The 21,218-nt window shown below is 66.5% G+C and carries 19 protein-coding genes; 7 read left to right on the plus strand and 12 right to left on the minus strand.

Annotated features, from left to right (window positions below; translation table 11 throughout):
* Both U5914_RS07805 and U5914_RS07810 read right to left on the minus strand, forming a co-directional pair.
* Complete coding sequence (locus tag U5914_RS07805) at positions 1-1,377, minus strand: ABC transporter substrate-binding protein (protein ID WP_336135191.1); 1,377 nt, start codon at positions 1,375-1,377, stop codon at positions 1-3.
* A gap of 122 nt (positions 1,378-1,499) precedes the next feature.
* Positions 1,500-3,182: an acyl-CoA synthetase gene (locus U5914_RS07810; protein ID WP_336135192.1), complete on the minus strand. Its 1,683-nt coding sequence runs from the start codon at positions 3,180-3,182 to the stop codon at positions 1,500-1,502.
* Between the two features lie 210 nt (positions 3,183-3,392).
* Here U5914_RS07810 and U5914_RS07815 point away from each other — a divergent pair, with 210 nt between their 5' ends.
* From U5914_RS07815 to U5914_RS07825, 3 genes are all read left to right on the plus strand, one after another.
* Entirely contained in the window at positions 3,393-4,415 is a 1,023-nt protein-coding gene (locus U5914_RS07815; RefSeq protein WP_336135193.1) for a zinc-binding dehydrogenase, read from the plus strand.
* A gap of 2 nt (positions 4,416-4,417) precedes the next feature.
* The gene (locus tag U5914_RS07820) at positions 4,418-5,413 is read left to right on the plus strand and encodes an FAS1-like dehydratase domain-containing protein (protein WP_336135194.1); all 996 of its coding nucleotides are present in this window, start codon (positions 4,418-4,420) and stop codon (positions 5,411-5,413) included.
* A 67-nt stretch (positions 5,414-5,480) separates the two neighbouring features.
* Positions 5,481-6,659 (plus strand): MFS transporter, encoded by a 1,179-nt coding sequence (locus tag U5914_RS07825; protein WP_336135195.1) that lies wholly within the window; start codon positions 5,481-5,483, stop codon positions 6,657-6,659.
* Between the two features lie 15 nt (positions 6,660-6,674).
* Here U5914_RS07825 and U5914_RS07830 read toward each other — a convergent pair whose 3' ends face one another.
* Positions 6,675-7,889: an acyl-CoA dehydrogenase family protein gene (locus U5914_RS07830; protein WP_336135196.1), complete on the minus strand. Its 1,215-nt coding sequence runs from the start codon at positions 7,887-7,889 to the stop codon at positions 6,675-6,677.
* Positions 7,890-8,013: 124 nt separating this feature from the next.
* Here U5914_RS07830 and U5914_RS07835 point away from each other — a divergent pair, with 124 nt between their 5' ends.
* Positions 8,014-9,078 (plus strand): phosphotransferase family protein, encoded by a 1,065-nt coding sequence (locus tag U5914_RS07835; RefSeq protein WP_336135197.1) that lies wholly within the window; start codon positions 8,014-8,016, stop codon positions 9,076-9,078.
* Position 9,079: 1 nt separating this feature from the next.
* Here the strand turns inward: U5914_RS07835 and U5914_RS07840 are convergent, their stop codons facing one another.
* From U5914_RS07840 to U5914_RS07880, 9 genes are all read right to left on the minus strand, one after another.
* The gene (locus tag U5914_RS07840) at positions 9,080-10,720 is read right to left on the minus strand and encodes an AMP-binding protein (protein WP_336135198.1); all 1,641 of its coding nucleotides are present in this window, start codon (positions 10,718-10,720) and stop codon (positions 9,080-9,082) included.
* Positions 10,683-11,450: an IclR family transcriptional regulator gene (locus U5914_RS07845; RefSeq protein ID WP_336135199.1), complete on the minus strand. Its 768-nt coding sequence runs from the start codon at positions 11,448-11,450 to the stop codon at positions 10,683-10,685. Before U5914_RS07845 ends, U5914_RS07840 begins: the two co-directional genes overlap by 38 nt.
* 320 nt (positions 11,451-11,770) lie before the next feature.
* Positions 11,771-12,460: a cyclase family protein gene (locus tag U5914_RS07850; RefSeq protein ID WP_336135200.1), complete on the minus strand. Its 690-nt coding sequence runs from the start codon at positions 12,458-12,460 to the stop codon at positions 11,771-11,773.
* A gap of 44 nt (positions 12,461-12,504) precedes the next feature.
* A complete protein-coding gene (locus U5914_RS07855; protein ID WP_336135201.1) occupies positions 12,505-14,445 on the minus strand; it encodes an archaea-specific SMC-related protein in 1,941 nt (646 codons plus the stop codon).
* 76 nt (positions 14,446-14,521) lie between these two features.
* Positions 14,522-15,145 (minus strand): rod-determining factor RdfA, encoded by a 624-nt coding sequence (gene rdfA, locus U5914_RS07860; RefSeq protein ID WP_336135202.1) that lies wholly within the window; start codon positions 15,143-15,145, stop codon positions 14,522-14,524.
* Between the two features lie 56 nt (positions 15,146-15,201).
* Positions 15,202-15,549, minus strand: coding sequence for a DUF8109 family protein (locus tag U5914_RS07865; protein ID WP_336135203.1), 348 nt, complete (start codon positions 15,547-15,549; stop codon positions 15,202-15,204).
* Positions 15,550-15,703: 154 nt separating this feature from the next.
* Positions 15,704-16,399 carry a TMEM165/GDT1 family protein gene (locus U5914_RS07870; protein WP_336135204.1) on the minus strand — a complete coding sequence of 232 codons (696 nt, stop codon included), beginning with the start codon at positions 16,397-16,399 and terminating at the stop codon, positions 15,704-15,706.
* A gap of 189 nt (positions 16,400-16,588) precedes the next feature.
* Positions 16,589-17,347 (minus strand): endonuclease/exonuclease/phosphatase family protein, encoded by a 759-nt coding sequence (locus U5914_RS07875; RefSeq protein WP_336135205.1) that lies wholly within the window; start codon positions 17,345-17,347, stop codon positions 16,589-16,591.
* Between the two features lie 53 nt (positions 17,348-17,400).
* Positions 17,401-18,645 (minus strand): eIF2B alpha/beta/delta subunit family protein, encoded by a 1,245-nt coding sequence (locus U5914_RS07880; protein ID WP_336135206.1) that lies wholly within the window; start codon positions 18,643-18,645, stop codon positions 17,401-17,403.
* A gap of 55 nt (positions 18,646-18,700) precedes the next feature.
* On the opposite strand from U5914_RS07880, the gene U5914_RS07885 reads away from it, so the two are divergent.
* The 3 genes from U5914_RS07885 (at position 18,701) to msrA (ending at position 21,164) form a co-directional block, all read left to right on the plus strand.
* Positions 18,701-19,195 carry a metallophosphoesterase family protein gene (locus U5914_RS07885; protein ID WP_336135207.1) on the plus strand — a complete coding sequence of 165 codons (495 nt, stop codon included), beginning with the start codon at positions 18,701-18,703 and terminating at the stop codon, positions 19,193-19,195.
* 47 nt (positions 19,196-19,242) lie between these two features.
* Positions 19,243-19,995, plus strand: coding sequence for a coenzyme F420-0:L-glutamate ligase (locus U5914_RS07890; RefSeq protein WP_336135208.1), 753 nt, complete (start codon positions 19,243-19,245; stop codon positions 19,993-19,995).
* Positions 19,996-20,630: 635 nt separating this feature from the next.
* Positions 20,631-21,164 (plus strand): peptide-methionine (S)-S-oxide reductase MsrA, encoded by a 534-nt coding sequence (msrA, locus tag U5914_RS07895; protein WP_336135209.1) that lies wholly within the window; start codon positions 20,631-20,633, stop codon positions 21,162-21,164.
* Positions 21,165-21,218 lie beyond the last annotated feature (54 nt).

Raw genomic sequence — 21,218 nt, forward strand, 5'->3', positions numbered from 1 at the left:
TTAGACGCTGTCCAGCCACTCGCCGGTCGTCTTGTTCACCGGCGGGTTCACCTCTTCGGGGGAGATCCAGACCGTATCGGTCAGCGAGAGGTTCTCGCCGCTCGTATCTGAATAGCCCCAGAAGGAGGGTTCGATAGCGTTGTGGCTGCCCTTCGGGATGCTGACGAAGCCGCTCGGGGTATCCAGCCCGATGCCCTCCATCGATGCAGCCCACTCCTCGCGGCCGGGGTACTCCCCGCTGATATTGTAGGCCCGCTCGATGGAGTAGACGTAGGCGTGGATGGCCTGCCAGGCGTGGAACGCGCCGTGGGCGTACGGCGAGGCGTCGTATCGCTCCTCGAAGCTGCTGACGAACTCCTGATGTAGCGAGTTCCAATCCAGGGTCCCGTACGGGAAGTGCGGTCCGCGAGCGCCGAAGATGAGGCCGTCGGTGACCTCGTCGGGCGCGTCGTGGAAGACGTGGGTCCCGCCGCTGAAGCAGGGCAGCGTGTCCTCGAAAAGCCCCTGGTCGTTGGCCTGCGTGATGAAGTTCACGAGGTCGCCGCCCCAGAGGCTCGAGAAGATGAAGTCCGGCTCGCTGTCGTCCAGGGCGCTGATGGTCGAACTGAAGTCCTCGTTGGGGAAGGGGGTGAACCGCTCCTCGACGATTTCGACGTCGATGTCGAAGGCCTCGATGGCCCGCGAGAAGAGGTCCCAGTTGTTTCGCCCGTAGGCGTAGTCCTGATTGACGCCCGCGACCGTCTCGACGTCGGTCAACGCGTTCTCCAGCAGGAGCGCCGCGCCGACCGCGTCGGTCGAACTGCTCGCACAGGTCCGGAACGTGTTCTCGGGTTCGGTGACGGCGTCGTCGAACAGTTCCGTCGTCCCCGTGTCCATGATCACCGTCGGCTGGTCGAGTTCCTCGGCGACGGGGGCAAGCGAAAGCACGTTCGCACTCGAGATGTAGCCCATGATGATGTCGTAATCCTCCTGGGTCGCCAGTCGACGGTACTGCTGGACGATGTCCTCCGTGTTCTCGTCGTACTCGTCCAGTGCGATCTGGCGTTCGCCGAGGATGCCGCCGGCCTCGTTGATCTTGTCGACGACCATCCGTGCGGACTGCATCATCGGCGTTCCGAAGACGGCGGCCGGGCCGGAGGTAAAGCCGACAACGGCCATCTTCAGGTCCTCCGATGGTATCTCGCCGCCGCCGTTGCCGCCACCGTTGCCGTTGCCGCCACCGTTGCCGTTGCCGGCCGGATTACTGCACCCGGCCATCGACGCCGCCATGGTCGCGGCACCGGCGCCCTTCAGGAACGTACGGCGGTCGAAATGCTTGTCGACCGGGGGGATGCCGCGCTTGACAATCTCACCATCTGGTTTGAGGGATGGACGCATGGGACAACGTTATACCACTATCCTTGATAACAGTTTCCATCATATAATCCACACTATGGGTAGCGATACAGCTCATAGAACACCGCATAGACGGCCGGAAGTGGGCGATTTCAGCCGTTCGGTCAGTCTTCCCGCTCTTCGAGGGACGTCCGGCGAACCTTCCCGGAACTCGTCTTCGGCAGGTCGTCGAGGAACTCGATTTCGCGGGGGTACTCGTACTCGGCGAGGCGGTCCCGGACGTCACGACGGAGCGTCGATTTGAGGTCCTCGCTGGCCTCGTAGCCCTCCGCGAGGACGACGAAGGCCTTCGGCACCTCGCCGCGGCTCTCGTCGGGGACGCCGATGACGCCGGCGTCGGCGACCGCCTCGTGGGCCGCCAGCGCCTCCTCGATTTCGACCGGCCCGATTCGGTAGCCCGCCGAGATGATGACCGTGTCCTTCCGACTGTGGAACTCCAGATAGCCGTCCTCGTCCATCGTGCCGAGGTCCTCGGTCAACAGCCAGCCGTTCTTGACCTTCCCGTCAGTCTTCTTCGGCTTGTTCCAGTACTCCTTGAAGCAGACTGGGTTGCCCTCATAGCGGACGGCGATCTCGCCGACCTCGCCGGGGTCGACGGTCGCCTCGGCGGTTTCGGGGTCGACGATGGCGAGTTCGTGGCCGGGGGCGGGACGGCCGATCTTCCCATCGCGGGACGCGAACATGGCCGTACAGTCGCCGGCGACCATGTTCGCCTCCGTCTGACCGTAAGCCTCGTGGACGGCCGCGCCCTCGAAGACGTCCTCGGCCCACTGGACGATGGTGTCACCGAGTGACTCGCCGCCGCTGGGGATACACCGGATGCTGGAGACGTCCCACCGGCCCGGGTCGTCCAGTTGCTCCATCATCCGCAGCGCCGTCGGCGGCGCGAAGAAGTTCGTCACGTCGTAGCGCTCGATGAGTTCCATCGCCGTCTCGGGGTCGAAGTTCTCGTCGGCCGTGTACGCGAGGATGGGCCGCCCGTAGAACAGTCCCGGGAAGACGACGTCGAACAGCGTCGCGACCCACGCCCACTCCGAGGGCGTCCAGAGAACGTCGTCGTCGTCGTTGAGTTCCATGTTCAGAAAGCCGGTGACGAAAAGCGGGAGGTTCCCCAGCAGGACCCGGTGGGCGTGGCGGACGCCCTTCGGGTCGCCGGTCGTCCCCGAGGTGTAGATGATGATGGCGTCGTCCTCGGCGTCGGTATCGACCGTCTCGATGTCACCGGGGGTCGTCTCGAGGACCTCCTCGAAGGTCGCCTCGTCGGCCTCGGCGTCGGCGTCGCCGATGGTCACGACCGTCTCCAGCGACTCGACGTCGCCGGCGACTGCCCGGAGGGTGTCGGCGTTCGTATCGTCGACGAAACAGGCGACCGCGCCCGCGTCGTTGAGTCGGTACTCGACGGCGTCCGTGCCGAACAGCGTGCTCAGCGGGACGGAGACGGCGCCGAGTTTCCAGCAGGCGACGTGGGCGATGACCGTCTCCGGCCGCTGGCGCGCGTTGATGCCGACGCGGTCGCCCCGTTCGACGCCGCGGTCGCGGAGGTAGTTCGCGACGGCGCCGGCCGCCTCTTGCAGTTCCGTGAACGTGTAGGACTCCCGTCCGCCGGCCCCGTCGTCCGCATAGAGGGCGATGCGCTCGTCCTCGGCGTCGGCCCAGCGGTCGCAGACGTAACTCGCCATGTTGAACGAGTCCGGCACCGACCATTCGAAGGCCTCGAGCAGTTCGTCGTAGTCCGTCCACTCCCGCTCGTGGAAGTGGTAGGCGTCGATTCTGGACGCTTCTGGCATGCGTTAGCCAACAACGACCGGGGCTAAACAATTTGTGGTGGAAAGTCGGCGATGGGAAACGGCCACGACACGCCGGAAGCCGCCACGAATCGGGCCGAACGGGCCGAATCGACGGCGGCGACGGCGAAACGGCGGCGGTCGCGATTCGCCGGAGGGGAGTGCCACGCCGTAGATATAAGTACCTGTCCGAGAATTACCGAGTACTTGCGCATGTTAGCCTCAGTCATACCCGAGACTGGCGGTCCCGAGGTCATAACCGTCGAGGAAGTACCGGACCCGGAGGCCGGCGACGACGAAGTTCGCATCGCCGTCGAAGCCTGTGCCGTCAACCACACCGACGTCTGGGTTCGCCGCGGCCACGAGGGCGAACCCCCCATCATCACCGGCATCGACGTCGCCGGAAGAATCGACGCCGTCGGCGACGGCGTCGAGGACCACGAGGTCGGCGACCGCGTCGTAGTCTACTGGAACACGACCTCCTGTGGCGACTGTGAGTTCTGCAACCACGGCGAGCCGACGATGTGTCGCGACTACGGCGGTCTCGGCGTCAAGACCGACGGCGGCCACGCCGAGTACATCGCCGTCGAGGCCCGCCACGTCGTGACGCTTCCGGACCACGTCTCCTTCGAGAAGGCGGCGGCGGTGCCCTCGAACTTCGGGACCGCCTGGCGCGGGCTGATGACCCGCGCGGACGTCGGGCCGAGCGACGACGTCCTCGTCCTCGGCGCCAGCGGCGGCGTCGGCCACGGCGCGGTCCAGATGGCCGCCCACGCGGGCGCGACCGTCTATGCGGCCAGTTCCTCCGAGGAGAAAGCCGAGAAACTCCGCGAGTTGGGCGCCGACCACGTCATCGACTACACCGAAACCGACATCGACGACGCCGTCGCCGAGATTACCGACCGCCGCGGGGTCGACGTCATCTTCGAATCCGTCGGCGGCGAGACCTACGAGCAGGCCGTCAAGAGCCTCGCCCGCGGCGGCCGACTGGTCACCATCGGCGCGACGGCGGGCGACGCCGACCACGCGATGCTGCCGCACGTCTTCTGGAAGCAACTCGAAATCATCGGCGCGACCGGCGCGACGATGGGCGAGTTCGAGGACATGCTCGATGCCGTCTTCGCGGGCGAAATCACGCCGGTCATCGATTCGGTCATCTCGCTGGATGAGATTCCCGCCGCTCAGGAGCGGCTCTCGAAGGGCGAGGGCTTCGGAAAGATAATCGTGAGGCCGTGACGATGCCCGAGCCCACCATAGCCAAGTTGGAGGGCCGAATCGGGGACACCGTCGATTCCGTGTCGGGACTGACCGTCGAGGCCGGCAAGGTCGCCGAGTTCGCCGCCGCCGTCGGCGACGACAACCCCGTCTTCCGGGACCGGGAGGTCGCCACCGAGAGAGGCCTCGAACGCCGGCCCGCGCCGCCGACGTTCACCCGCACGTCGATGTTCCCACAGTACCGCCCCGAGGGCGTCGGGCGACTCGGCTTCGATCTCGGGTTCGACATCCGCTACGAGCTACACGGCGAGCAGGCCTACGAGTTCGAGCGGCCGGTGTACGTCGGGGACACGCTCTCGGCGACGACGACGCTCGCCGACGCCTACGAGCGCGAGGGGCGGGACGGCGCCACCATGACCTTCGCCGTGCTGGAGACGGTCTATCGCGACGAGTCCGACGACCGGGTGCTCACCGAGCGGGAGACGCTCATCGAGACCGATGGCCCCGTCTCCGAGAGCGAATCGAACCGGCAGGGGGACGGCCTCGGGTGGGACCCCACCCGCCGGGTCGACGTCCGACAGCCGGACGCGGGGACCGACCCCGTCGAATCGCCGGACGACATCGAGGTGGGCGATACCGGGCCGACGCTCATCGTCGAGGAGTTGACGCCGCAGGCGTTCGTCAGATATGCGGGCGCGAGCGGCGATTTCAACCCGATACATTACGACGAGCGGTACGCACAGGAGTTGGGCAACGAGGGCGTCTTCGGACAGGGGATGCTCACCGCGGGATACGTGGGCCGGTTCGTGACCGACTGGTTCGGCGTGGCCGCACTGACGCGGTTCCGGACCCGCTTTACCGCCCGCGTCTGGCCGGGCGATACCCTGACCGTCCGCGGGGAGGTAACGGACGTCGACGGCGCCGAGGTCACCGCCGAACTCACCGCGTCCAGACAGACGGGCGAGACGGTCCTTCAGGGGAACGCGACGGCGGCCGTCGCGCCGGTGAATTCGGCGTGAGTCGCCACCGGTCGTTCACGACGCCGCGTCTCGCGTCCGCGGGTCGCACGCCCGGAGGTGGGCGGCCGTGAGCGGCCGACGGACGGCGGCCGGCGTTTTCGCGGCCTGCTTTCTCATCTCCATCGGCGCCAACGCCTACATGCTCGCGCCGGCGAGTATCGTCCCGTTGCTCGTCGACCACTTCGAGATAAGCAAGGCGACCGCCGGGGGAGCCATCAGCGCGGCCGTGCTGGGGTCGGTCCTCATCCAACTTCCCGGCGGCTTCCTGATGGACCGCTACGACAACCGGCGGCTACTGTTGGCCGGAACGCTCGTGTTCGCGCCGGTCGCCGTCGCCGGCACGCTCGTCGACGCCTACTACGCGTTCCTCGCGGCCCGCGTGCTGGCGGGGCTGGCGGCCGGCGGGCTCTTCGTCCTCGGCGCCAACGTCGTCGCGGAGGTGTTCGCGGGGCGGCGACAGGGGTTCGTGACGACGCTGTTTCTCGCCAGCGCCCCCGTCGGCTTCGCGGTCAGTCAGGTCGGCGGGCCACCCCTCGGGGAGGCCTTCGGCTGGCAGGCCCCCTTCATCGCCTATCCGGCGCTGGCGGCGGTCGGCTCCCTGCTGTTTTTCGCCTCGCAGCCGGCCGCCATCCGGACCGGCGACCCCATCTCGCTTCGGGATTTCCGGCTCGCACTCGGGAACCGGGCGGTCCTGCTGGTCTCTTTCGCCGGGTTCTGCTCGTACATGCTCTACATCTTCCTGAACTCGTGGATGCCGACCTACGCCGCCGAACAGCTACCGATGACGCTGGGCGAGGCCGGCACGGTCGCGGCGCTGCTGCCGGCGGTCGGCGTCCTCGCCCGCCCCGCTGGCGGATGGCTCTCCGACCGTCTGGGCTACCGGCGGCGGGCGGTCGCCCTCGCCTCGCTTGGGTTCGCGCTCCCGGCGTTTTTCGTCATCTCGCGGGCCGTCTCGATACTGCTGTTTGCGGCCGTGATGCTCGGCGTGGGCTTTTTCCTGCAGTTCGGCATGGGCGTCTACTACGTGTACACCCGCGAACTCGCCGCCGGCGGCACCAGCGCGACGAGCCTCACCGTCTTCACGACGATATCGTTCGTCGGAACCCTCGTCGCGCCGACGTTCGGCGGCTGGCTCATCGAGTCCTTCGCGTGGGGGCCCGCCTTCCTCGTCCACGTCGGCATCGGCCTGCTCGGCATCGGCCTCCTGGTGGCGACGCCGGATTCGAAGCCGGCGGCGTTCGAATAGCCGGTCGAACGGCGCTTATTCGCCGAACTGGGGGAGCCCGGACAGCTCGTCGGTGTCGACGTCGGAGAAGAACTCGCGGGCGAGCGTCCGCTTGTGGACCTCGTCGGCGCCGTCGACGATGCGGAACGACCGCACCGACTCGTAGAAGTCGGCGATGGGGAGGTCCTTCGACATGCCGGAGCCACCGCACATCTGGAGAGCGGTGTCGATGGCGTCCTGCGCGACGTTGGCGGTGAACACCTTCGAGGCCGAGACCTCGTGGCGAGCTTCCTCGCCGCGGGAGATCTTCTCCGCGGCGTCCCGAACCATCGTCCCGGCGGCGTGGAGCCGAATCTCCTCGTCGGTGATGTCGAACCGCGGGCCCTGCTTGTCGGCGAGTGACCCGCCGAAGGCCTCCCGCTCGGAGAGGTACGCCTTCGCCACGTCGAGGGCGCGTTTGGCCATCCCCGAATAGCGCATGCAGTGGGTCAGCCGCGCCGGGCCGAGCCGCTGTTGGGCGTGAGTAAAGCCCTCGTTCAGCTCGCCCAGCAGGTTCTCCTCGGGCACCCGGACGCCGTCGTATTTGACCTCCGCGTGGCTCGAATGGACGATGGAGGGGCCGAGATGCGGGATGTCACGGACCATCTCGACGCCGTCGGCGTCGGCCGGCACCAGAAACAGGCTCGTCCCGTTGTACGGGTGGGCGTCCATGTCGGTGCGGGCCATCACGATGAGGACGTCGGCTTCGGTCCCCTGGGTGGTCCACCACTTGTGGCCGTCGATGACCCACTCGTCGCCGTCCTTTTCGGCTTTCGTCTGCATCATCTTCGGGTCCGAGCCGGCACCCGGTTGCGGTTCGGTCATCGAGAAGGCCGAGTTGATTTCACCCGCGACGAGCGGTTCGAGCCACTCCTCCTTCTGGGCCTCGGTGCCGACGAGTTCGATGGTGTGCATGTTCCCCTCGTCGGGCGCGGCGACTCGCATCGCCCGCTCGGCGAGCAGGCTCCGGCCCGCCTGCTCGAAGAGCGGCAGGACGTCCCGGAAGTCGTAGCCGAGACCGCCGTGTTCCTCGTCGATCTGCGGACAGTAGACGTCGCGTTCGCGGGCCTCCTCGCGGAGTTCCTCGATGACGCCCTCGGAGACGGCACCGTCGCCCGAATGCTCACGTTCGACCGGCAACACGATCTCGTCGACGAACTTCTGTGCACGTTCGGCAAGCTCTCGTCCCGCATCGGAGTCGTTGTACTCCATGTGGCCCCATATCACGTCCACCCACATAGTTTAGTGGGCTCGGAACGACGTTGCCGTATAGTCCGCGCGACCATAGTGGCATGCACTGTGGGCGCGCATGGACGCCGGAACACTGGAAAGCGATATGAGCGACAACGACTATATCGACCGGATAATCGACGAAGAGGCACTGGCCGCATACCTCGAGGACGAACTGGGCGAGGCGAGCGAATACGATATCGACCGCCATCAGGCGGGCCACTCCAACGAGACGCTGTTCGTGACGTGGGGCGACCACGACCTCGTGCTTCGGCGGCCGCCGCCGGGCGCGAAGGCCGACACCGCCCACGACGTGTTGCGGGAGTATCGCGTCGTGGACGCCCTCCAGAACACCGAGGTTCGGGTCCCGACGACCGTGCTGGCCTGCGAGGACCACGACGTCATCGGGAGCGATTTCTACGTCATGGAGCGGACGAGGGGCGACGTCCTCCGCGACGAGGAGCCCGACCGCTTTGCCGACCCCGAGAGCCGCCAGCGAATCGGCGAGGAACTCGTCGACCGGCTCGCGGAGATTCATGCCGTCGACTACGAGGCGGTCGGACTGGACGATTTCGGACGCCCGGAGGGCTACATCGAACGGCAGGTCGACCGCTGGCACAAGCAGTTCGACTGGGCCTTCGAGGTCACCGCCGAGGAACGCGAAGTCCCCGAACTCGAGGAAGTCGGGGCGTGGCTCGACGACAACGTCCCCGACGACCATCCCCACACGCTCGTTCACGGCGACTACAAACTCGACAACGTGATGCTCGGCCCGGGGACGCCACCCGAAATCGTCGGCATCTTCGATTGGGAACTCAGCACGCTCGGGGACCCGCGGTTCGACCTCGCGTGGCTGCTCACCTACTGGCGGGACGACGACGACCCCGAACCGGCGATTCCGGAACTCGTCCCGACCTTCACCGACCGCGAGGGGTATCCGACGAAGGCCGAACTCGTCGACCGCTACGAGTCGGCTGCGGGCATCGAGTTCGAACACAGCCGGTTCTACCGGGTGCTGTCGGTCTACAAGCTCACGGCGCTGTGTGAGATGTTCTTCCGGCGGCATCTGGAGGGCAACGCCGACAACCCGATGTACCCGAAGATGCGCGAGCGGGTGCCGTCGATGGCCGACTGGGCGATGCGGATAATCGACGGCGAGGAACCGCTGTAGCCTACCGGTTCAGGTCGTAGCCGCTCTCGCGGTCCCAGACCGACGCCCCGGAGACGTCCCGAACCCGGTCTTTCCGGACCTTTCCCGAGGCCGACCGCGGAAGCTCCGACCGAACCTCGATGAACCGTGGGAGTTTGTGGTAGGTCAACTGCTTTTCGCAGTGTTCGCTGAGTTCGATGGGACTCGGCGACGTGCCCGCCACGGGCACGACGACCGCCTTGATGGCCTCCTCGCCGGTGCCGGTCGCGACGCCGAAGACCACCGACTCGCGAACCTCTGGATGGGACTCGAGGACGCTCTCGATCTCCAGCGAGGAGATGCGGCCGGCGACGCGCCCGAGATGGATGGTGTTGCGCTTGCTCGCGACGAAGTAGAGGTAGCCGTCCTCGTCGAGGTAGCCGACGTCGTTGGTGTGAATCCACCGGTCCCGACAGACCTCGACGGTCAGGTCGTCGTCCTCGTAGAACCGGTCGAACATGGCGTTGAGTTCGGTCGACCGGACGAGAATCTCGCCGGTCTCCCCGGCCGGGACCTCCCAGTCGTCCTCGTCGACGATCTTGATGTCGGCGTGTGGGAGGGGCTTGCCGACGCTGCCGAGTCGGCGGTCGTCCGGCCGGTTCGTCGTCGCCAGCGTCGCCGTCGGCGTGATGCCGTAGGCCTCCAGCACCGTCACGTCGAAGCGGCGCTCGAAGTTGGCGATCATCGTCTCGTCGCTCCCGAAACCGAACCCGTGACCAACGGCGTAGGCCGCCGGGTTGTCGTCGTCGTCCGGCCGTTCGGCCTGATTGTACAGCACCGAGAGCATCCGCCCGAGATAGAGGAAAACGGTCGCGTCGTACTGGCGAATCAACTCCCAGAACCGGTCGCTCTCGAACTGCTTTTCGAAGGCGAACTCCGCGCCGATGCTCAACGCTCCGGCGACGCCCATCTGAATAGGATAACTGCTGTAGAACGGCAGCGTCGTAAAGAGGCAATCGTCCTGTGTGAGACCGAGCAGTTCCCCACCGGACACCGTCCCGGTGTTGATATACGAGTAGTGCGGCAGGACGACGCCCTGCGGGTGGGGCCGCTGGTATCGCTGGACGTAGATGACCGAACAGGGGTCGGTCCCGCGAACGTCGACGTCGGGCGCGCTCGACTCCTCGCCTTCCAACAGCAGGTCGAAATCCCGGTAGGTGCCGTCGGGGTCGCCGCCCACGAACAGTTCGGTGCTAATCGTCGCGACCTCGTTCCGGACGGTCTCGTAGGCCGCCTCGGTATCACCGTCGAGGATGACGATGTCGGCGTCGGTCTCCGTGAGGACGTGGGCGAGCGTCTCGTCGGTAAAGCGCGTGTCGATGGGGGCGGCAACGGCGCCGATCTTCGCCAGCGCGAACAGGGTATAGAGGTACTCCGGACGGTTGTACATGTACAGACAGACCACGTCGCCGGCCGTGACGCCGTTGGCGTAGAGTTCGTTCGCGATGGCGTTGGCGCGCCCGTCGAGGTCCCGGTAGGAGTAGGCCTCGCCGCGGGTCCGGAAGAACGTCTCGTCGCCGTACTCGGCCGTCTGGTGTTCGAGGAGGCCCCCGAGGGTCCGAACCTCGTCGGGCGTGCCCGCCATCTCAGGCCCCTCCGTCCTGCAGGTCGCGTTCGAGGTCACGGACCGCCTCGACCAGTCGCTGGCCGATGTTCTCCGCGCGGTTGCCCGCGAAGTTCCGTGCGTGTCCGAACACGCCGATGGCGTGCCGTCGACCGGTCGCGTCCTCGAGGCCGACGCCGACCGACAGGACCCCGAGGACCGCCTCGCCTTCGCTTATCGCGTAGCCGCGCTCCCGAATCGCGGTCAGTTCCGATAGCAGGGCGTCGACGTCGGTCGTCGTCCGTCGGGTCTGTTGGGGGAGGCCGTGGTGGTCGGCGACCCGCTCGACGTACTCCTCGGAGGCGAGGGCCAGCGCCGCCTTGCCGAGCGCGTGCGTGTGAAGATACGAGCGCTTGCCGACGCTACCGTAGATGCTGCTGGCGTCGGCCGGGATGGCGGATTCGATGAAGTAACCGCGGCCGGCCTCCTCGGTGACCCACCACGTCGGCTGGGAGAGTTCCGCGGCGATGGCCTCGACGGTGCTGCCGATGGGGCCTTCGATGCCGGCCATGTTCCTCGCGGCCACGCCGTGGGTCAGGAACCGAAGGCCGAGCCGATAGGTGCCGTCGTCGTTGACCACGTACCCCTCCATCTCGAGGGTCGCGAGGTAGTTGTGGACCGAACTCTTCGAGAGGTCCAGTTCCTCGGTCAACTGCGCCGGCGTCGCACCGCCAAGCGCCTGCAGTCTGTCGATCAACTCGAAGACCGTCCGGACCGACTTGACCTGACGCGATGGGGTGTTTGCGAGCATGACACGAAGATACGCCCCGACGTTCATAGTGTTTTTGCTAATTGTAAATACTGGTCGGAGGAGTTCACGGGTGTATCGGGGGAAGCCCGCCAACGATAGTAGACGAAAGCCGAAACACGGCGTTGTAGCCCGATTCGAGGAAGAAACGCCGACCCGCCAGAGACGTTCCCGTTTGGCCCGGTATAGAGATACACCTGCTCTATCCCCCGATTACCGCATCGAGGGCGGGAGACGCCGACCTACGACGTTCGTCCACGTAACGTGGAACGTATGTATGTTCGACCGACAGATTTCATTCGCCTATCCTGACCTGCGGCCGGCTAGTCGGGCCGACTCGAGGAGTCCGCCCGCCGCTTTCGGGCACCGACCCGCACCGGCGCCCCGTCGCCGCCCCGCAGTTTCAGCGGGAACGCGACGATTTCGAGGCGGTCGCCCGCCACCGCTTCGAGAAACAGGTGTTCCACGATGAGCACGTCTGCGGGCAACAGCGTTCGGTGGTTGGGGTAGGCCGCCCAGTCGTCGGGCCGCATCGTTCGGGGTCGGTCGGGGCTGACGGTGTCGACGCCGAGGAGGTTGACCCCTCGGTCGAGAAGCCAGTCGGCGACCTCGCCGGCCAGCCACGGATAGCGCTGATACGTTTCGGGCTCGTCGAACCGGCGGCCCCACCCAGTTCGGATGAACACGATGTCTCCGGGCCGGACACCGCCAGCGTCGTCGGCGGCCGCCTGGACGGCCGACAGCGGTATCTCCTCGGCGGTCGACCGCTCGAGGTCGAGAACGACTCCCGGCCCCGCGAACCTATCGAGGGGATATTCGTCTATCGTCGGGCCGTCGGGGACGAAGTGCCGCGGTGCGTCGACGTGCGTCCCGACGTGGGTCGGGGCGCTGTACCGCTGGACGTTCATCCCGTCGTCCTCGACGCGCCGAAGCGTCTCCACCTCGGGCGCCGGGAGGGCGGGCGACCCCGGTATCTCCTCGTGAAACGGCTGTGTCAGGTCGTGCCACGTCATACCGGCTATCGACGCCCCAACGACAAGAAACGTTCGCTGGACCGCTAGATTTCTTCGATGCGCCGGTAGTCGTCGTCGAGCGCGCTGGCGTCCTCGGGCAGCAGCGCCACCACGAGGAAGTCGCTGTACTCCGCGAGATGGTCGATGAGCGTCGCGATGCGGTTCGAGTCGATGGCCTCCAGCGAGTCCAGCAGCATGAACGGCACCGTCTCGTAGACGTCGTGGGCGAGATACCCCGCCAGCGCGAAGATGAGACCGGTCACCTCCCGTTCGCTCTCAGAGAGGTTCTCAACGACGTCCTCGTAGGTCGCCCCCGAGGCCGTCTGCCGGACGATATGCAACTCGAAGACGCTTTTGGTGACCTTCCGCCGACCCTCTCGGACCTCCGTTTCGGTCCGCTCCAGCCAGACCCGCGCGAGGTTCTCGTATTCCAGCAGGTTCAACACCGTCTCCATGTGCTCGTTGAACGCCTCGATGGCCTCCTGCTCGATGCGCTCGATGCGGGTTCGCAGGTCCTGAATCTCCTCGTTTACGTCCTCGCGTTCGGCCTCGAGGTCGGATTCCTCGTCGAGGCGGTCCTCGATGGTCGCGATGTTGTCCTCGACGCGTTCGAGGTCGTTTTCCAGCGTCCCGAGGTCGTATTCCAGCTGGTTGGCCTCCTTGTGCTGGTCGAGGATCTCCTCGTAGGCATCGCTTTCCAGCGCCTCGACCTCCGCTTCGATGTCCTCGATATCCTCCTGCATGGACTCCCGCCGCTCGGTGAGCGTCTCGATGCGGGCCTCGGTGTCCTCGATGTCGTCTTCGAGGTCGTGGCGCCGGCGTTCGAGGCGTTCACGCTGGCGCTGCTGGTCCTGTCGCTCCCGTCGCGTCGACTTCGCCTCGTCGAGTTCGGATTCGATGTCGTTTATTTCGCCGACGATCTCCTGGCTGCGCTCCTGCAGTTGCTCGACGGTCCGTTCGATCTGGTCGGACTCGACCTCGCTGCCGCAGGTCCAGCACGTGACCGTCTCGTCCGCGAGGAGTTCGTCGGTCACGGGGCCGTCACCCGCATCGTCGAGGGCCGCAAGCGGCTCCGTAGTGTCGGCTTCGAGCATCTCCTGATTGAAGCCGATGACGCTCTGGAGTTCGTTCAGGTCGGATTCGAGTTCCTGTTTCTGGGTTCGGAGCCGGTCGATGCGGGACTCGAGTTCGTCGAGGTCGCCGGCCGGCGTCTCCGGCAACTCGTCGTATTCGGCCTCGACCTCCCGCTTTTCGGCCCGGAGGGATTCGAGGCTGTCCTGTTCGGTCTCCAGTTCGTAGCGGACGTCCTCGAGGTCCGACCGCTTGTCGCGCAACTCCTCGAGTTTCTCCTCTAATTCGGCCTGCTCCTCGCGGCCCTCCTCGACATCGGCGTCGGCGGCCTCGATTTCGGCCTCGACCTCCTCGAGTTCCGCCTTCTTCTCGTCGATGCGCTCTTCGAGGCCCGTCTTCTTCTCCTCGAGGGACGGAAGCCGGTTCTTGAGGTCGTCGAGTTCGTCGAGTTCGTCGGCTATCTCGCGGCGCTTCTCGACGAGGCGGTCGATTTCGGCCTGGATTTCGTCGGTGTCGACCGGCCGCATGATGATATCGCGGAGGTCCGCGTCGGTCACGACCGCCCGGCGGGCCTCGTTGGATTCCAGCAGGAACGCAAAGAGGTCACCGAGGGTCGGGTCCTCCAGATACGGCTCCCCGTCGGCGCGGATTCGGCCGTTGGTCGATTCGAGCGTCCGCGAATACGTCTCGCCGTCGAGTTCCAACTCGACGTGTGCTTCGTCGGCGTCGGCCTTGACGGAGACGTTGTCGCTGCCGAGGGCGGCCATAACCGCCTGCAGCAGCGAGGTCCGGTTCGTCGCGTTCCGGCCGGCAAGAACCGTCACGCCCGGCTCGAAGACGACCGACGTCTCGTCGATACCACCGATGTTCTGCACGTCTAGCGTCGCCTCGACATCTACCTGTTCAACGCTCATGCCAGCCGCTACACACGAATGACATATTAACGCTACGGGAAGAACCGACAGAAATAACAGATTTAGATTTGTTATCTTATTCGTCCGCCGAGCAGTTACAGCCGCCGCGTTCCAGCAGTTCGACGAGGTCGAACTGGGTGTTGCAGTCCTCGCAGACGACCCGAATCTCCGCCAGCGTTCGGAACTCCCCGAGGGTGAGGTGGCCGCCATCGCGGAGTTGCTCCAGTTTGCCTTCGGTGACGGCGGCCATCCGGCCGCGGAGTTGCTGGGCGTTGGCCTTCTCGCGTTCGAGCGGGTCGGTCTCGTCCGGCGTGTATTCGGCGCCGCGGTGGTCCTTGAGGTAGGTCCGAATCGCCTGATAGGTGACGAAATCGCTCTCGAGTTCGTCGACGTCGACGCCGTCGCGTTCGAGGCGGCGGCGCACGCGCGTGCGGTCGGCACTACTGACGTCGTCGTCGGTCAACAGTCGATAGGTGTTCTCGGTTTCGCCGTCCAGATGCTGGACGCCCGCCGAATCAAGGGCCGCCTCCAGGAGGTGGCGGTTGAAGTAGTCCGCGAGATCCCGGAGGCTCCGGCGGTCCTCGTCGGCGGTCCAGTACCGTTCGAGTTCCGCGCCGATTCCCTGCAGGTCGTACTCCTCGATGAGCCGGACGACCTTGCTCCGGCGACCCCTGCCCGACGACTCGCTCGACGAATCCATACCCGACCTAACGGTAGTCGGGATGTAATATCTTTCGTCCGGAGGTGGACGGCCGCTTAGTCGGTCTCCTGTAGGATCTCCATCAGTCGGCTCTTGCCGAGTTCCTCGATGAGCACGGAGAGTTCGAGGATCTTATCCTCGCCCAACTCCTCGACGAGGGCGTCGATCTCGTCGGCAGTGAAGGTGCGTGCGAGACTCGCCATCGTCTCGACGACCTCGCCGGTCTTGTCGGCCGCCTCCGCCGACGGCGAAATCGTCAACGGCCGGTTGACGAACTCGCCGTCCTTGTAGTAGCAGAACCGGAGTTCGTTCTCGTCGGCGCCCTCCGGCGTCACTATCTGGACCACGCCGTAGCCGCCCTCCCACTCGTCGACTTTTTGTTCGAGGAGCGTTCTGTATCGCATCAATACAACGTATAACACCTACACACATAAGCGTTACTACGTGAGATTCGCTTGAAGATTAACCGCTCGGCGCGAGAAAGGGATGACTAGAAGCGGGAAGCGAGAGTTGGGACTGGAAACGAGACGAGAGCTAAGACGAGCGGGCCGTCAGCGGCTACACTAGTGTCACGAGCAGGTCGGCAACCACCTCGACGGCGGTCTCCCACACCGAGAAGCCGGTCGCCATCGACAGCAGGGTGTCAAGCCCGAAGAAGGCGAACAGGCCGGCGGCCCCGTAATGGACCGTTTGGGCGTCGAGCAGGTGGGCGAACCGGCTGAACAGGTAGGCATTCAGCAGGCTGACGGGGATGATAGCCAGCATCTCGCCGACCCAGATGGCAGCCGTGGCGCCGTACTGGGCGGCGAGGCCGATGGTGACAAGTTGCGTCTTGTCGCCGAACTCGCCGACGGCCATCAGGACGAATATCGGGACGTAGTCCCCGAACATCTCGGGGACCTGCCAGCCGACGACCGGGACCCGAACGTCCTCCAGACCGTCGAGGCCGCGTTCCGCAACCGACGACATGCTCTGGCCCGGAGACGCCGACCGCGCCAGCAGATACGCGAACAGCAGGAACATACCGGCGGTGATGCCGTCGAGGACCAAGGTCGGAAGCAACTGCTGGAGCAGCGACCCGAACCAGATTTCGAGGGCCGTCCAGCCGGCGAAGGCCGCGCCGGCTGCCGCGACGACGCCGAGCGGGTGATATCGGGTCGACAGCCCCGCGATGATGAACTGGACCTTCTCGCCCGGGAGCACCGCCAGTTGCGCGACGAATGCGATGGCGACGACGGTGACGAAATCGGCCATATCAGTCGGTCACCCCGCCGACTCGCCGGCGGCCCGAACGCCGCGGGCGTCTCCGACGACTCGCCGACTCGTCACGTCGCATTACCCGAGAATACGGCCTTGGAGTCGGAAAAAGCTTCTACTCTACCGCCGCCGCTCGTCAGTCGAGCGGGCCGTGCGGCAGCACTTCGGGGGCGGGGTTCCCGTCGCTCACGCGAAGGCGCACTCGACGAACAGCGCGAAATGGTCCGACGGGTACAGCCCCCGCGAATCGAGGTCGGTCCGGACGCCGAACCGCTCGATATCGACGCCCTCGGAGACGAAGACGTGGTCGATGCGCTTGTCCGGTTGGGGGGCCTCGAAATCGTTGAACGTCGTTTCGGGGCCGTGGAGGTCGGCGGCGACCTCGCGGGCGTCCCGCAGGCCGGCCTCGGCGACGATACGATAGGGCTCGTCGTCGGGCGTGGCGTTGAAATCGCCAGCCAGCAGGGTCGGGAGCGGGTCGGCGGCGAAGCGGTCGGCGAGCAGGCGCGCGCTCTCGCGGCGCGCGGTCGGGTGGTCGTGGTCGAAGTGCGTGCTGACGACACGGAAGGCCTCGCCCGTGTCCCGTTCCTCTAACACGGCGGTCGTCGTCACCCGCGGAATCGACGCGTCCCAGCCGATGGCGCTCGGGTTATCGGGCGTCTCCGACAGCGACAGGACCGCCTCGTCGGCGACGACGAGGCGCTCGGGCCGGTAGCCGATGGGCGTGTGTGCGCCGTTGTGAACCTCGTGGGCGACCCACTCGTAGCCCGGCAGGCGCTCTCGGAGGTCGTCCAACTGGTCGAGCCACACCTCCTGCAGACAGACCACGTCGGGGGCGTGAAACCGGATGACGCTCGCGACGCCGTCGCGGCGCTTCCCCCAGACGTTCTCGCCGGTGTCGACTTCGGCGTATCGGACGTTGTAGGAGAGGACGCCGACGGTCATACTGCTGGAAAGTCGGCTGGCGACGTCTTAAGCGGAAGGGGCGAACCGACCCCTCACCCGTTCCAGTCGGCCAACTCCGCGTGTTCCTCGGCGACGGCCGCGACCCCGTCGGTCGACAGCACGCCGTCTTCGGTGACGACACCGTCGACGAGGTCCGAAGGAACTCCCTCGAAGGTCGGATTGAGCACGGCCACGTCGGCATCGCCGTCGTAGACCGCCGCCGCTGGCCCGGGTTCGCGGTCAAGGGCCGTCCCGGATACTATCTTGTCCCGTGAACAGACGGCGTAGCAGTCGGCGTCGGCAGCGTCGGCAGCGAGGGCGGCCGGGTGGCTTCCGACCTTGTTGACGACGGTCCCGTCGGCCAGCACCGCATCCGCGCCGAACAGCACGGTTTCGACGTCCTCCCGGTCGATGACGTCGGCAACCGCGGCGTCGACGAACAGCGTCGCGTCGATGCCAGCCTCGGCCAGTTGCTCGGCGACGCCGACGCCCTCGCGTGCCGGCCGGGATTCGGCGACGTAGACCGCCTCCGGGGCGACTTCCCGAAGCGCGTCGAGAACCGTCCCCGACCGCGAGAGCGTGAGGACACGCTCGCCGAGGCGTCGGGCGGCCGTCTCGGCGGCCTCGGCGTCTGCGTCGACCGCTCGCTCGCAGGCCTCGGTCGCCGCTTCGAGGACCGATTCGGGCGTCGCCTCGGCGGTCGCCATCACCCGATTGATGCGGTTGGAGACCGCGCCCATGCTCGGCCGCGCGTCGCGGAGGTCCCGGGCGAGCGCGGCGAGGGTATCGTAGTCACCCTCTCCCCCCTCGGCCGCGACAGCCGCCCCGTCTCGGAGCACCTCCAGCGCACGCAGGGAGATGTAGGCCGACCCGTGTTCGGTATCCGACCGGACCGACTCGACCGACGGCGCGACGGCGGTGTAGGCCTCCCAGAGTTTCGGGACCGTCTCCCGCCGGAGGATTTCCGGCGGCTGGACCCATTCGTGGTCGGCGAGTTCCTCGTTGAGGGTCACGTCGGTCGAGTTGCAGTCGAACAGGTAGGGATGGACCAGCCAGCGCGTCCCCCGCTGGTCGTCCTCGACGGGAACCGGGTCGGCCGACCGCACTTCCTCGACGGCATCCAGAAGGCCGGCTTCCTCGTCTATCTCCCAGCGGGCCGCCTCGTCGGGCCTCCCCTCGGTGAATCCCGAGATGCCGCCCCACTGCCCGCGATAGGAGCCGACCGCCTCGCTGCGGCGGACGACCAGCACCTCCGTCCCGTGCCGGAGAAAGCAGGTGACGACGGCGTGTTCCTCCATACCGACGCTTCGGGCGGCTGGCGCTTATAAGTCGGCCCCGGTCGTATCCTCGTCCATGCGCGCCGCCATCGTGAGCGATACGCACATCAAATCCCGCGCCGCCGAACTCCCCGAGTGGGTCCGCGAGGAGCTACGGGCCGCCGACCACGTCATCCACGCCGGCGACTTCGACTCCCGACCCGCGCTGGAGGAGGTCCGGTCGCTCGCGGCCGAGTGCACCCTCGTCGGCGGGAACATGGACCGCGCCTTCGACCTCCCGGAGGTCGCCACCGTCGCCCTCGGCGGCGTCCGCTTCGTCGTCACCCACGGTACCGGCCCCGACGCCAACTACGAATCCCGGGTCGCCGCCATCGTCGACGACTACGCCGCCACCGACCGCCCGACTGTCGGCGTCTCCGGCCACACCCACGCACTCCTCGATACCACCGTCGATGGCTACCGCCTTTTGAACCCCGGGAGTGCGACGGGGGCGTGGCCGGCCCAGGAGGCGACGATGATGGTCGCCGAGGTGGCAGATGGCGAGGTTGACGTCGAGGTTCGACGCGAATAGCCTCGCCGACCGCGAGCCTTTTGAGGCATACCCACCGACTCCGAGGCATGGAGGCCTTCGCCGTCGAGGGACTGCCGGAGATTCGGGAAGGCGACGACCTCGCCGCACTCGTCGCCGACGCTGTCGAGTTCGCCGAGGGAGACGTGCTGTGTATCGCCAGCACCGTCGTCTCGAAAGCCGAGGGTCGAAAGGCCGACCTCGCGGACTTCGAGGCCAGCGACCGCGCCGAGGCCATCGCCGACCGCATCGAAGCCATCACCGGCGACGAAAAGGACCCCCGGTTCGCACAGGCCGTCCTCGACGAAAGCGAGGAGTTGCTGACCGAATCACCCTTCCTGCTCGCGGTCACGCACTTCGGGCACATCACCGTCAACGCCGGCATCGACCGCTCGAACGTCCCCGGCGCCGACCTGCTCTTGCTCCCCGAGAATCCGAGCGAATCCGCCCGCCGACTCTCGGAGGCGTTGGGCGTGCCCGTTATCGTGACTGATACGTCCGGGCGGCCGTTCCGCTACGGCCAGCGCGGCGTCGCCGTCGGCTGGCACGGCATCCCCGCCTCCCGAGACTGGCGCGGGGAAACCGACCGGGACGGCCGCGAACTCGGCGTGACCGTCCAGGCCGTCATCGACGAACTCGCCGCGACCGCGAACCTGGTCGCCGGAGAAGGCGGTGGCGGGACGCCTGCCGTCGTTATCCGGGACTGGGAATTCGGCGACCACGACGGCAGCGAGAACCTCTTTCGGACCGAGGAAGACGACATCGTTCGGGAGGCTCTGCGGGATTGGAGTTTTGGGGAGTAGTTTCGCATTTATAAATTGAACTTGGTAATCCCTCGACCGCGAACATCTCGAAAGCCCTCGGCCCGCTGGCGGTCGCTGAGCGGGATACCCTCACTCCGTTCGGGTAGTGCCCGCTCAGCGACTCCCCTCCGGCGCCAGCGCGCCTCGCCCTTTCAATCCACCAGGGACCGCACCGTGCCTGCCCTTCCCCGGGTCGCGAGGGCCGCCGATGGCGGCCACTCGCTCCCGGCCAGGTGATTCTTATAAATGGCGCGCGCTGGCCGACCGCCGTGAGCGCCTTCGCGAACGGCGGTCGGGCGGAGCCGTGCGAGGGACGACCGAAGCCGAGCGCCAGCGAGGCTGAGGGAGTCGGTTGGGGAGGTATGTGGCTGCGGTTTGCGGTGCGGGCCTGGCGGAATCGAAGGGCGAAGCTGGCTGGCGCTCGTCTTGGGCGCTCAGCGACCCCTATCCGACGCAACTACGTCCGTCGGATATGTCGCTGAGCGTCCGCCAGCCGGCTGAGGGCTTCGCAGACGATGTGGCCGAGGCCGTGCGCGTGTTTGTTTATAAGCCCAGAACCGACTCGATGATTCGTTAGTTCTCGTCGCCTTTCCGACACGGAGGGGTTCAAGCGTCTGGAGGTCCAACGAGCCCATATGAGCGAGAACGAAACCGCGACGCTTGCGGGGGGCTGTTTCTGGTGCATCGAGGCGGCGCTGAAGGAGTTGCGGGGCGTCGAATCGGTGGTCTCGGGCTACGCCGGCGGCCACGTCGAGGACCCGAGTTACGAGGCGGTCTGTCGGGGCGATACCGGCCACGCGGAGGTCGTACAGGTCGAGTTCGACCCGAACATCGTCCCCTATCGGGACCTGCTGGAGGTCTTCTTCACCATCCACGACCCGACGCAGTTGAACCGGCAGGGGCCGGACATCGGCGAGCAGTACCGCTCGGCGGTCTTCTACCACGACGAGGAACAGAAGGCGACCGTCGAGGAAGTCATCGAGGACATCCAGCCGCTCTACGACGACGACATCGTCACCGAAGTCGAGCCGCTGGAGACGTTCTACCGGGCCGACGACTACCATCAGGACTACTTCGAGAAGAACCCCGACGACACCTACTGTGTCGTCAACATCAACCCGAAACTGAAGAAGATTCGCGAGAAGCACGCCGGGTTGATGGCCAACTAAGGCCGACGAGCAGGCCCGTATCGGCGACCTTCGTCGGTCCCGCCGAACGGGACC

The sequence above is a fragment of the Natronomonas amylolytica genome (assembly GCF_037031205.1).
GTDB classification, from domain to species: Archaea; Halobacteriota; Halobacteria; order Halobacteriales; family Haloarculaceae; genus Natronomonas; species Natronomonas amylolytica.

What these genes read in the sequence shown, in the direction of transcription:
- U5914_RS07855 (WP_336135201.1), bottom strand. Translation starts at nt 14,445, where the DNA reads ATGAGCGTTGAACAGGTAGATGTCGAGGCGACGCTAGACGTGCAGAAC.
- U5914_RS07890 (WP_336135208.1), top strand. Translation starts at nt 19,243, where the DNA reads ATGGAGGCCTTCGCCGTCGAGGGACTGCCGGAGATTCGGGAAGGCGAC.
- U5914_RS07820 (WP_336135194.1), top strand. Translation starts at nt 4,418, where the DNA reads ATGCCCGAGCCCACCATAGCCAAGTTGGAGGGCCGAATCGGGGACACC.
- U5914_RS07805 (WP_336135191.1), bottom strand. Translation starts at nt 1,377, where the DNA reads ATGCGTCCATCCCTCAAACCAGATGGTGAGATTGTCAAGCGCGGCATC.
- U5914_RS07835 (WP_336135197.1), top strand. Translation starts at nt 8,014, where the DNA reads ATGAGCGACAACGACTATATCGACCGGATAATCGACGAAGAGGCACTG.
- U5914_RS07865 (WP_336135203.1), bottom strand. Translation starts at nt 15,549, where the DNA reads ATGCGATACAGAACGCTCCTCGAACAAAAAGTCGACGAGTGGGAGGGC.
- U5914_RS07845 (WP_336135199.1), bottom strand. Translation starts at nt 11,450, where the DNA reads ATGCTCGCAAACACCCCATCGCGTCAGGTCAAGTCGGTCCGGACGGTC.
- U5914_RS07810 (WP_336135192.1), bottom strand. Translation starts at nt 3,182, where the DNA reads ATGCCAGAAGCGTCCAGAATCGACGCCTACCACTTCCACGAGCGGGAG.
- U5914_RS07880 (WP_336135206.1), bottom strand. Translation starts at nt 18,645, where the DNA reads ATGGAGGAACACGCCGTCGTCACCTGCTTTCTCCGGCACGGGACGGAG.
- U5914_RS07850 (WP_336135200.1), bottom strand. Translation starts at nt 12,460, where the DNA reads ATGACGTGGCACGACCTGACACAGCCGTTTCACGAGGAGATACCGGGG.
- U5914_RS07870 (WP_336135204.1), bottom strand. Translation starts at nt 16,399, where the DNA reads ATGGCCGATTTCGTCACCGTCGTCGCCATCGCATTCGTCGCGCAACTG.
- U5914_RS07885 (WP_336135207.1), top strand. Translation starts at nt 18,701, where the DNA reads ATGCGCGCCGCCATCGTGAGCGATACGCACATCAAATCCCGCGCCGCC.
- U5914_RS07815 (WP_336135193.1), top strand. Translation starts at nt 3,393, where the DNA reads ATGTTAGCCTCAGTCATACCCGAGACTGGCGGTCCCGAGGTCATAACC.
- U5914_RS07830 (WP_336135196.1), bottom strand. Translation starts at nt 7,889, where the DNA reads ATGGAGTACAACGACTCCGATGCGGGACGAGAGCTTGCCGAACGTGCA.
- rdfA (WP_336135202.1), bottom strand. Translation starts at nt 15,145, where the DNA reads ATGGATTCGTCGAGCGAGTCGTCGGGCAGGGGTCGCCGGAGCAAGGTC.
- msrA (WP_336135209.1), top strand. Translation starts at nt 20,631, where the DNA reads ATGAGCGAGAACGAAACCGCGACGCTTGCGGGGGGCTGTTTCTGGTGC.
- U5914_RS07875 (WP_336135205.1), bottom strand. Translation starts at nt 17,347, where the DNA reads ATGACCGTCGGCGTCCTCTCCTACAACGTCCGATACGCCGAAGTCGAC.